This window comes from uncultured Sphingomonas sp., from assembly GCF_946477935.1.
GTDB lineage: Bacteria > Pseudomonadota > Alphaproteobacteria > Sphingomonadales > Sphingomonadaceae > Sphingomonas.
In genome coordinates this window covers 1-10,458 of sequence record NZ_CAMLAC010000122.1, presented here as the reverse complement: position 1 = coordinate 10,458, position 10,458 = coordinate 1, and the positions used below count along the sequence as shown (strand labels likewise).

8 protein-coding genes, 1 pseudogene and 1 CRISPR repeat array are annotated in these 10,458 nt (G+C 69.7%); all 9 genes and pseudogenes read left to right on the top strand.

From position 1 onward, the window contains the following. Positions 1–2,076, top strand: a pseudogene (locus Q0U08_RS12960) (hypothetical protein); the annotation flags it as partial. Continuing rightward, a complete protein-coding gene (gene drmB / locus Q0U08_RS12955; RefSeq protein ID WP_298091810.1) occupies positions 2,073–3,980 on the top strand; it encodes a DUF1998 domain-containing protein in 1,908 nt (635 codons plus the stop codon). The pseudogene Q0U08_RS12960 and the gene drmB, both read left to right, overlap by 4 nt. A 133-nt stretch (positions 3,981–4,113) precedes the next feature. Next, positions 4,114–5,616, top strand: a complete 1,503-nt coding sequence (locus Q0U08_RS12950) for a hypothetical protein (RefSeq protein ID WP_298091809.1) — start codon at positions 4,114–4,116, stop codon at positions 5,614–5,616. Continuing rightward, entirely contained in the window at positions 5,606–6,166 is a 561-nt protein-coding gene (casB, locus tag Q0U08_RS12945) for a type I-E CRISPR-associated protein Cse2/CasB (RefSeq protein ID WP_298091808.1), read from the top strand. Before Q0U08_RS12950 ends, casB begins: the two co-directional genes overlap by 11 nt. Continuing rightward, positions 6,156–7,373: a type I-E CRISPR-associated protein Cas7/Cse4/CasC gene (gene cas7e / locus Q0U08_RS12940; RefSeq protein WP_298091807.1), complete on the top strand. Its 1,218-nt coding sequence runs from the start codon at positions 6,156–6,158 to the stop codon at positions 7,371–7,373. The genes casB and cas7e overlap by 11 nt, the downstream gene beginning before the upstream one ends. Continuing rightward, positions 7,373–8,110: a type I-E CRISPR-associated protein Cas5/CasD gene (gene cas5e, locus Q0U08_RS12935; protein ID WP_298091806.1), complete on the top strand. Its 738-nt coding sequence runs from the start codon at positions 7,373–7,375 to the stop codon at positions 8,108–8,110. The genes cas7e and cas5e overlap by 1 nt, the downstream gene beginning before the upstream one ends. Continuing rightward, complete coding sequence (locus tag Q0U08_RS12930; protein ID WP_298091805.1) at positions 8,107–8,877, top strand: type I-E CRISPR-associated protein Cas6/Cse3/CasE; 771 nt, start codon at positions 8,107–8,109, stop codon at positions 8,875–8,877. Before cas5e ends, Q0U08_RS12930 begins: the two co-directional genes overlap by 4 nt. After that, positions 8,878–9,813: a type I-E CRISPR-associated endonuclease Cas1e gene (cas1e, locus tag Q0U08_RS12925; RefSeq protein WP_298091804.1), complete on the top strand. Its 936-nt coding sequence runs from the start codon at positions 8,878–8,880 to the stop codon at positions 9,811–9,813. After that, the gene (cas2e, locus tag Q0U08_RS12920) at positions 9,813–10,139 is read left to right on the top strand and encodes a type I-E CRISPR-associated endoribonuclease Cas2e (protein WP_298091803.1); all 327 of its coding nucleotides are present in this window, start codon (positions 9,813–9,815) and stop codon (positions 10,137–10,139) included. The genes cas1e and cas2e overlap by 1 nt, the downstream gene beginning before the upstream one ends. A gap of 49 nt (positions 10,140–10,188) precedes the next feature. Then, a CRISPR array of direct repeats spans positions 10,189–10,458; the repeat unit is 26 nt; unit sequence GGCTCCCCCGCACACGCGGGGATCGA.

Here is a 10,458-nt window from a genome sequence, read left to right as displayed (position 1 = left end):
GGTAAAGGCGGCAAGACCGAGGCGTATCTGGGCCTTGCCGCCTTTACCATCGCGCTGCGACGGCTGGGGGCGAGCGGGGTGCTGGGCGCAGGGGTGGCAGTGATCATGCGCTACACGCTCCGGCTGTTGACGCTGGATCAATTGGGGCGTGCAGCGGGGCTGGTATGTGCGCTGGAACTGCTGCGCGAGGGGCCGGATTATCGTGACGGCGACGGCCGGCGGATGCTGGGCGACTGGCCGATCGAGATCGGGCTGTGGGTCGGCTCGGACGCGAGCCCCAACCGGCTGGGGCGCAAGGGCGACAAGAGCGAGGGCACCGCGGTGAAGCGGGTGCGCGCCTATGCCAGCGGGCGCGATGCGCGGGCGCCGGCGCCGATCAAGGCGTGTCCCTGGTGCGGCACCGCCTTCACCCCGCAAAGCTTCCGCTGCGTGCCAAGTGCCGATGCGCCGACCAATCTGGAACTGCGCTGCGTGAACATGGCATGCCCGTTCACCGGCGATCGCCCGCTGCCGGTGGTGAGCGTGGACGAGGCGATCTATCGCCGCCTGCCCGCCTTCCTGATCGCGACGGTGGACAAGTTCGCCGCGCTGCCGTGGAACGGCCAGGCGGGCGCCTTCTTCGGGCATGTCGACCGGGTGGACGCCAGCGGCTTTTTCGGCGCGGCGGAGCCGGGGGTGGGCCACGCGCTGGACGGCGGCCACCGGCTGGCCCCGCCCGATCTGGTCATACAGGACGAGCTGCACCTGATCTCCGGCCCGCTGGGCACGGTGGCGGGGTTGTACGAGGCGGCGATCGACCGGCTGGCGACGCGCATGGTGGAGGGTCAGCGGGTGCGGCCCAAGATCGTCGCCTCCACCGCGACGGTGCGGCGCGCGCGCGACCAGATCGCCGCCTTGTTCGACCGGGGGGAAACGCACATCTTCCCGCCGCCCGGGCTCGACCGGCGCGACAGCTTCTTTGCGGTGACGAACCCGGAGAGCGCGGACGATCCGGCGCGCTGGTATGTCGGGATCGCGGCGGCGGGGCGCGGACCCAAGCTGGTGTTCCTGCAGGCGCTGGTCACGCTGCTGGCAGGCGCACAGGGGTTGGCGGATGAGGGCGGAGAGGCGGACGCCTATCTGACCGCCTTGTGCTATTTCAACGCCCTGCGCGAACTGGGCGGGGCGCGGCGCATCGTGGAGGACGAGGTGGCGGCGCGCGCCGCGCATTACGGCGCGCAGCGGCGGCGGCTGGAGCCCGCCGACCGGCCGTTCGGCGACCGGACGCTCGGCGAGCCGGTAGAGCTGACCTCGCGCGTGTCGACCGATCAGGTGGCGGCCGCCAAGCGACGGCTGGAGGCGGGGTTCGGGGGCGATGGAGCCCAGCCAGTGGACGTCGCGCTCGCCACCAACATGATCTCGGTCGGGCTGGATATCGACCGGCTGGGGCTGATGCTGGTGCAGGGGCAGCCCAAGACGGCGGCGGAGTATATCCAGGCGACGAGCCGGGTCGGGCGCAATCCGGCGCGGCCGGGGCTGGTCGTCGTCGTGCTGAACGTCCACCGGCCGCGCGACCGGATGCATTTCGAACAGTTCGGGCATTTCCACGACACCTTCTACCGCGCGGTGGAGGCGACGAGCGTGACGCCCTGGTCGGCCCGCGCGCTCGACCGGTCGCTCGCGGCGGTGGTGGTGGCGATCGCACGGCACCTCGATCCGGCGCTGACGCCGTCGGGGGCGGTGGATGCGCTGGCGAACGCACCCGACACGCGGGCGGCGGTGGTGCGGCATCTGGTGGACCGGGCGCCGGACGATATCGCCGGCGGCAAGGCGCGGCTGGCGGCGGCGATCGAGGGATTGCTGGACGACTGGGTCGCGGTGGCGGCGGCGCAGACCGCGGCGGGCGGGCGCTTCAGCTACGAGGATCGGCCGCAGCGGCTGCTCCATCCCCCGCTCGACCCCGTGCTGGACAATCTGGAGCCGGCCCACCGACGCTTCCAGGCGGGGTGGAGCATGCGCGACGTGGAGCCGGGCGTGCTGATCCGCCCGCGCGGGCCGGATGGCGAGCGGGTATCGGGTGCGGGGGACATGGCATGAGCGGCAAACGCGTGACGCTGCGGCAGTCGCAACTGGTGCTGGGCTTCGGGCCGGGCGCGATGGTGGACCTGCCGACCCGCTCCGTCATCGTCGGCGGGCTGGACCTGTGGCACATGCGCGAGCGGGGAAGCTGGCGCACGGTACATGAGCCGCGCGCGGTGGCGGTGCTGGAGGCACTGCTGCGGGCGAACGGCCGGCTGGGCGACGGCGTGCGGCTGAGCCTGCGTACTCCGCCCGCCGATGACGAGGGACGCAGCGGTGCGGGCGAGCCGCCGGGGGTGGAGGCGCGGATCTTTCCCGCCTGGTTCGTCGCGCGCGATGCGGAAGATGCGGGCGACATGCACCGCCGCCGGCTGGTGCGCTGGCGCGACCTGAACCCGCGAGGTCGCGCCGACCTGATCGACGATGACGGGCGGCGGGTGGCGGTCACCCCGATCCGCTTCGTCGCAGGGTGCAAGAAGGGGCATCTGCAAGATATCGACTGGAGCTATGCCGTGCATGTCGGCATGTCCGGAGACCGCTGCGTCCAGCCGCTATGGCTGGAGGAGCGCGGCACCTCGGGCGATCCCGCTTCCACCCGGATCGTGTGCGGATGCGGCGCGGCGCTGTCGCTGCGCGATGCGCAGGCGGACGGACGCTTCGGCAAGTGTCGCGGGAAACGCCCGTGGCTGCGCACCGACGAGCCGGGCGAATGCGACGAGAACCTGCGCTTCCTGACACGAACCGCGACCAACGCCTATTTTCCGCAGGTGTTGACCGTCATCTCGCTGCCCGCCGCCGAGGACGAGCTGACCCGGCTGGTCGAGGGGCATATGGATGCGATCGACTGGGTGACGACACCTGCGGAGATGGCGATGGCGCGGCGCTCGAACCCGCCGCTGCGCGCCGCCCTTGCCGGGTGGAGCGATGCGGAGATCGTGGCGCGGGTCGCGCAACTGAAGGCACGCGGGCATCAGAATCTGGAAAAGGCCCCCAAGGTGGCGGAGTTCGACCTGCTTGCCAGCGGCGCAGCGGAGATCGGATCGGACACACCCGATGCGCGCCTGCACGCACGCACGCTCAGCCGGAATGAGTGGGACGGCGCGCGGGCGCGGCTGGCGCCGATCGCGTCGGCGGTGGCGGTCCACCGGCTGCGCGAGGTGGCGTGCCTGTACGGCTTCACCCGGTTCGAGGCGGCACCGACCGCGATCGACGGCGATCTGGAGGAGCTGTACCTGGCGGTCGAGGGCGCCGCGCTGGCGACCGAACTGGAATGGCTGCCCGCAGTCGAGCAACTGGGCGAAGGCATCTTCCTGCGCTTCGATCCAGAGGCGATCCGGGCATGGCTGGCGCGGCCGGCGGTGGCATCGCGCGCTGATGCGCTGCTGCGGGGATATGACCGGTGGCGGGCGAACCAGGCCTATGGTGACAAGCTGCGCTTTCCGGGGCTGGCCTATTACGCGATGCACGGCTTTTCGCATGCGTTGATGAACGAGATCGCGCTGGACTGTGGATACCCGGCGACCGCGCTGAAGGAGCGGCTCTATGCGATCGTGGATGACGAGGGGGAGCGGTTCGGCCTGCTGCTCTATACCGCCACCACGGGCGCACAGGGCACGCTGGGCGGGCTGACCGCCGTGCTGCCCCGGCTGGGCGCGATTGCCGAGCGGGCGCTGGACCGGCTGGCATTGTGTTCAGGCGACCCGATCTGCGCCGAGCATGATCCGGACGCGCATGGCGACGAGCGCGCCCTGAGTGGCGCGGCCTGCCATAGCTGTCTGCTGGTGGCGGAGACGAGTTGCGAAGCGCGCAACCTGTACCTGGACCGGGCGCTGACCGCGCCGACGGTGTTGACGGATCGGGCGGCGTTGCTCGGGGGATGGGGCGATGACGGCGACTGCTTGCCCGGAACTTCCGCAACCTGATTTAGATCACGCTCTGGCGTCGATGAACAGGTAAATAGCAGATTAAAGATGTAACGGATATTTCGATCTGGATGCCGAAAGATGTGGTTGACAGGACACCTGCCTTCTTATTCTATGAAGGCAGGAAGATATTATGATTACGTGGCGTGATGGGGATGGCGCAGCGTTTTGCGGCTCGCTGTTCGGCGTGTTTGCTGCATTGTCGCGGGGCGAGGCGTGGAGCTTCCCTGCCCTGCGGCCGCATCAGCGTGAGCCTTGGCATGCCTTTACGGTTCAGGTGGCGGCGCTGGCACTGATCCGGGCCGGTATCGATACGCTCCCCGAAAGCGAGGATGCGTGGCGTGACCTGCTGATCGGGTTGACGCCCGACTATCCCGATGGCGAAGCCTGGGCGCTGGTGGTGGAGGACTGGTCCAAGCCGGCACTGCTGCAACCGCCGGTCGTCACGGCGGGCAACCGGGCGGACTATAAGAGCCGGCTCGCGACGCCCGACGCGCTCGACATGCTGGTGACCGCCAAGAATCATGACCTGAAGCAGAGCCGCATGGCGGGGGCGAGCGACGAGGAATGGCTGTTCGCGCTTGTCACCTTGCAGACGACTGAAGGGTTTCTGGGTGCCGGTAATTATGGCGTGTCGCGGATGAATGGCGGCTTTGCCAGCCGGATGAGCCTGGGCGTGCGGCCGGGTACGGGCGGTGCCGCGGCGGCATTCCGACGCGACGTGCTGCGACTGGTGGCGGATGCGCGCGCACGCCCCGATCGGCGTGGCGGCACTCCCCTGCTGTGGACGCAGCCATGGGACGGCACCTTGTCGCTGGCGTTCGGTGATCTGGACGAACTCTATGTGGAGGTGTGCCGGCGGGTTCGGCTGCACCGAACCGGCACGGGCGGGATCGAGGGGTTGGCGGCTGGGTCGAAATGCGCGCGGGTCGCGGCGGCCGAGCTGAAGGGCAGGACCGGCGATCCATGGGCGCCGCTGAAGGCGGATGGATCCTCCAGCCATACGCCGACGGGTGCGGGTTTCGGCTATCGCCAGATGGCGCAACTGCTGGATACGGGCAGGATCACCCTGCCCCTGCTGGCCGAGCCGAATGACAGCGACGATCGCGCAAACCTGTCGATCGTCGCTGCCGCCCTGGTGCGTGGTCAGGGCAAGACCGAGGGGCTGCACCGCCGCGCGGTGCGGACCAGCCGGATGGAGGATATCGACGATTGGGAACAGGCGCCGCTCGACCGGATCGGTCATGTCGCAGGCAAGCGCGCCGACGAGGCGGGCGAGGCCGGGCGGCGGCTGCGCCGTGCGCTGATCTCGCTGGTGCAGGGTGGACCGGAGCAGGCGCGGCTGGATGACGATGCCGCCAAGAAGAAGACGGAACGCTGGCTGGATCACTTCAACCGGATGGTCGATCATGACTTTTTCGATGAGGATTTCTGGTCGGAGGCGGCGAACGACGACGCCAACCACCGGCTGAAATGGCGCGGACGGCTGCGCATCATGGCCGGCGAGGTGTTCGAGATTGCGGCCGCGGCGGCACCGCGCACCGAGATGCGCCGCGTGCGTGCCAAGGCCCGCGGCCGCGCCGTGCTGGACGGACAGATGGGGAAGTGGATGAAGGAGGCCGAACATGGCGAGTGAAGCAGCCGCTGCTCCGGCAATGGCGTCCGCGAAGAAGGAAGCGGACTGGATGCAGTCGATCGCCGGGCAGATCCGCTTTCTTTCCACCGGAGACCGGGCGGGACTGCGGCGGATGGATCTTACCCGCTCGCATGCCGCGGATGGGACGGTGATAAAGCTGCTGACGCGCGCCCGGGTGCCGCAACAGACGCAGGGAGCGGATTTCGATCGCTGGCGGCTGGTCGCGCATGTCGCGGCGATCCTGTCCGGCACCGGCGCGACGCAGGCGCATGCGGAGGGGCGGCGCCTGGGCTCCGCGCTGCGCGATGCCGATTATTCCGAGAACCGGCTGCTGCGCCTGCTCGCGGTGCGGGGCGAGGCGCTGCACGACCAGGTACGGCGCGTCGCGCGCGTGCTGGCGCAGAAGGGCAAGCATCCGATCAACCTGTGGACGCTCTATCATCTGGTCGGCAGCGATACCGGCAAGGCGGAGGCCGCGCGCATCCGCATCGCACAAGATTATTATGCCGCCGCCGCGCGGTCCGAGGAGGGGACTTCGAGTGACGCCTGATACGACGAATGCCGATGTGATGCCGAAGTTCATCCAGATCCACTTCCTGGCGGCGTGGCCGGGCGCCTTGCTCAATCGTGACGATGCCGGGCTGGCCAAGCGCCTGCCCTTCGGCTCCGCGACGCGCACACGCATTTCCTCGCAATGCCTGAAGCGGCATTGGCGGATGGCGGACGACCGCCATGCGCTCCACGAGTTGGCCAAGCGCAACGGCGTGGAGGGTGTGCGCACCAAGCGCGCGATCGAGCGCGAGGTGACGGGGCCGCTGCGCACCCGCTTCGACGAAAAGGCGGTGGATGCGGTCGAACTCGCCTTTCTGACCAAATTCTACGGCAAGAACGCCAAGGATTCGCAGCAGCGCCAGGCCCTGTTGTTCGGCCGGCCGGAACTGGCGTGGATGCGCGAACAGGCCGAGCGCATCCTGTCGGAGAACCCCGACGCCGCGGCGGCCAAGAGCGCGGCCGAGGCGTGGATCAAGGAGGAAAAGGCGAACCTGAACCAGTTGCGCGACCAGAATATCCTGGCCGCCTCGCTGGAGGCTGCACTGTTCGGGCGGATGGTGACCAGCGACACCCGCGCCAATCGCGATGCGGCGATCCATGTCGCGCATGCCTTTACCGTCCATGCCGAACAGGCGGAGCTGGATTACTTCACCGTGGTGGACGATCTGCGCAGCCGCGAACAGGGCGACGATGCCGGCGCGGCGGGCGTGTTCGATACCGAACTGACCTCCGGGCTCTATTACGGCTATGTCGTGGTGGACGTGCCGCTGCTGGTATCGAACCTGACCGGGTGCGCGCGGAGCGACTGGGCGGGCGATCACGACCGGGCGCTGGCCGCACAGGTGGTGGAGCATCTGGTGCATCTGGTCGCCGAGGTGTCGCCGGGCGCCAAGAAGGGATCGACCGCGCCCTACAGCCGCGCCGAGCTGGTGATGGTGGAGGCGGGCGACCGCCAGCCACGCACGCTGGCCAATGCGTTTCGCGATGCGGTGGCACTGGAGGACCGCGATTCCAATGGCTCGCTGGGCAACCGGACTGCGGCAGCGTTGCTAACGCATCTAGGCGCGATGGACGCCATGTATGAAACCGGTGAGGCAAGGCGTCATGCCGCCCTGCCCGATCTTGCGCTGGATGGTGTTCCCGGTGGATCCTTGCGCGAACTGGCGGCCTGGGCTGGCGGCCTCGTCCGCGATGCGGCGATCTGATGCGGCATCTTCTCCTCGATCTCGATGCGCCGTTGATGAGCTTCGGGGGCGATCTGGTCGATGCGTACGGCGTGGTGCGGGACTTTCCGGCCAAGTCGATGCTCGCCGGGCTGCTCGCCAATGCGCTGGGCTGGGAGCGTCATGACGCGGACGCGCATGCCGCGCTCCAGGCGCGGATCGTGATGGGATCGGCGCGGGTCGCCGAAGGGCAGCGTCAGCGCGAGTTCCAGACCGCGCAACTGGGCGCGAACGATCGCGGCTGGACGACACGCGGGCGGGTGGAGGGCCGTGCGGGCGGCGCGGAGACGTACAGGTCGCCGCATATCCGCTACCGGGACATGGATGCGGATGCCCGCGTGCTGATCGCCTTCCGGCTGGCGCCGGCGGACGAGGCGCCCGATCTGGATGGGCTGGCCGCGGCGCTGATCCGGCCCGAGCGGCCGCTGTTCATCGGGCGCAAGCCGTTCGTGCCGTCGCGACCGCTTTGTTGTGGGTTCGTGGAGGCCGATACGATCCCGGCGGCGCTGGTGGCGGGATTGGCGATGATGGATGCGCCCCCTCCCCGCCACGACACGCTGCGCGCGCAGTGGCCGATCGGGGAAGCGCCCGACGCGACGCTGGTCGCCGGCGCCCAGGAGGAGGAACTGACCGACGAGCGGCATTGGCCCGCCGGCGTCCATGCCGGCCTGCGCCGTGTGATGCAGGGACGGCTGCACTGGCCGGAGGTGGCGGCGTGACGCTGCATCTGGTCCGCGTGCCGCTCGACCTGCATGCGCTCGCCACCTTTGCCGCCGTACATGGCATCGATGACGATGACGGCGGCTATGCGCTGCACCGTGCCCTGCGCGACCGGTTCGGCACGACCGGGCCGCAGCCCTTCCGCTTCCTGCCCGAGCATGGCTCCGGACCGCATCTGCTGGGCTACACCGCCGATCCGCTTGCATTGGACGATGCCGGCGCGTTGCCGGTTGCCGACGATCTGCTGCGGGCTGTGTTCACCGGGCCATGGCAGGCGCAGGCGATGCCGGCGGTGTGGCGCGAAGGCGCACGCTATGGCTTCGAGGTGCGGGTGCGGCCGGTGGTCCGTTTCGGCAAAAGTATCCGCGCGGCGCGCTCCGAGCGCGCGGGCGCGTGGCAGCGCAACGCCGGCGAAATCGATGCACATGTCGCGGCGGGCGAGCGCGTCGTCGCCGCCGGCGGCGATGCCCGCGAGGTCGACCGGGAGGCGGTGTATATCGAGTGGCTCGCCCGCCGGCTGGAAGGCGTGGCAACGCTGGACAGCGCCGGGCTGCGACAGTTCCGCCGATCGCGCGCGCGCCGCAGCACGCATCGCCCCGGCGGTGCGCGCACCCGCGCCGTCGAGGGGCCGGATGCGGTGATGGGCGGCACGCTGACCATTGTCGATCCACAAGGCTTTGCGGAGCTGTTGGCGCGCGGCGTCGGGCGGCATGCGGCATTCGGTTATGGCATGCTTCTGCTCTCGGCGCCTGGCCGGGCGGGCTAGATGCTGTCCGGCCGCCTGGGGCTGGAGCGGGCGCGCATTCCGCATGCCGACCGACAGGGGCTGGTCTGGCTGGACCGCGGCCGGCTGGAGGTGGAGAATGGCTGCCTGCGCTTCGTGACCGCGGGCGGCGGCGATCTGGTCGCGGGCGATTACCAGATCCCCTATCACGCGATCTCCATCGTGCTGCTCGGCCCCGGCTCCAGCGTGACGCACGATGCGCTGCGGCTGCTGGCGCGGCATGGCTGTGCGCTGGCGGCGATCGGCGACGGAGCAGTGCGCTTCTATACCGCGCCGCCGCTGATGCCCGATAGTTCGGCGCTGGCCCGGGCACAGGTGCGCCGCTGGGCCGACCCCAAGCTGCGCATGGAAACCGCACGCGCCATGTATGCGATGCGGTTCGGCGAGATCGTGCGGACGCGCGACATTGCGGTACTGCGGGGCCAGGAAGGCGCGCGTATCAAGCGCGCCTATGTGCTGGCCGCCGAACGCCACGGCATCCCCTGGCACGGCCGGCGCTACGACCGTGAGAACCCGGAAGCCGGCGACCTGGCGAACCAGGCGATCAACCATGCCGGATCGGCGATGAACGCGGCTGCCGCGGTGGCGGTGGCAGCCACCGGCGCGATCCCGCAACTGGGTTTCGTGCATGAGGACTCAGGGCAAAGCTTCGTGCTGGACATCGCCGACCTGTACCGACACGACGTGCTGCTCGACATCGCGTTCGGGGCGGTGCGGGAAGCGCGTGCCCGTGGCGCCGCGCCGATCGAGCGGCTGGTGCGCAAGCGCGCCGCGCTGCTGTTTCGCCAGCGCGCGCTGATCCCCGGCATGATCGACCGGATCAAGACGCTGCTGATGCCGGGCGGGGTACCGGCCGAGGCGGCCCCGCCGGAGCTGAGCGAAACCAACCCGGGGGCGCTCGATCGGGAGGCGGGCTGATGCCGCTGACGGTGATCATCACCCGCGATGTTGAGGATCGCTATCGCGGCTTTCTGGGCTCCGCGATGCTGGAACTGGCACCCGGCGTCTATGCCCAGCCGCGGATGAGTGCGGGCGTGCGCGCGCGCATCTGGGCCGTGGTGGAGGAATGGCACGGACGCCTGCGGCGTGGCAGCATCGTGATGTGCTGGGCCGAAGCGGCCGCCCCAGGCGGACTGGGCCTGGCGACGCTGGGCGAGCCGCCAAAGGACGTCGTGGCGCATGACGGAATCCTGCTAGTGCGCCGCGCGCTGCCATCCCGAGAAGCGGCCGCAAACGCGGATTGAACGGGACTTCTTTGACATTGTGAACGAAAACAGCCATCTGCTTGGCAGAGGCTCCCCCGCACACGCGGGGATCGACCCGCCTGACTACCCGGATCATTGTGTGTGCAGGCGGCTCCCCCGCACACGCGGGGATCGACCCTCCTGGGGGACCGCTGCCGGATTATTCGGCCCGGCTCCCCCGCACACGCGGGGATCGACCCTTTCCCGCAAGGCGCTTGAGCGTCTCGACGGGGGCTCCCCCGCACACGCGGGGATCGACCCCGGGCGTGCGCGTGCTCCTCAATCTCGGCCATGGCTCCCCCGCACACGCGGGGATCGA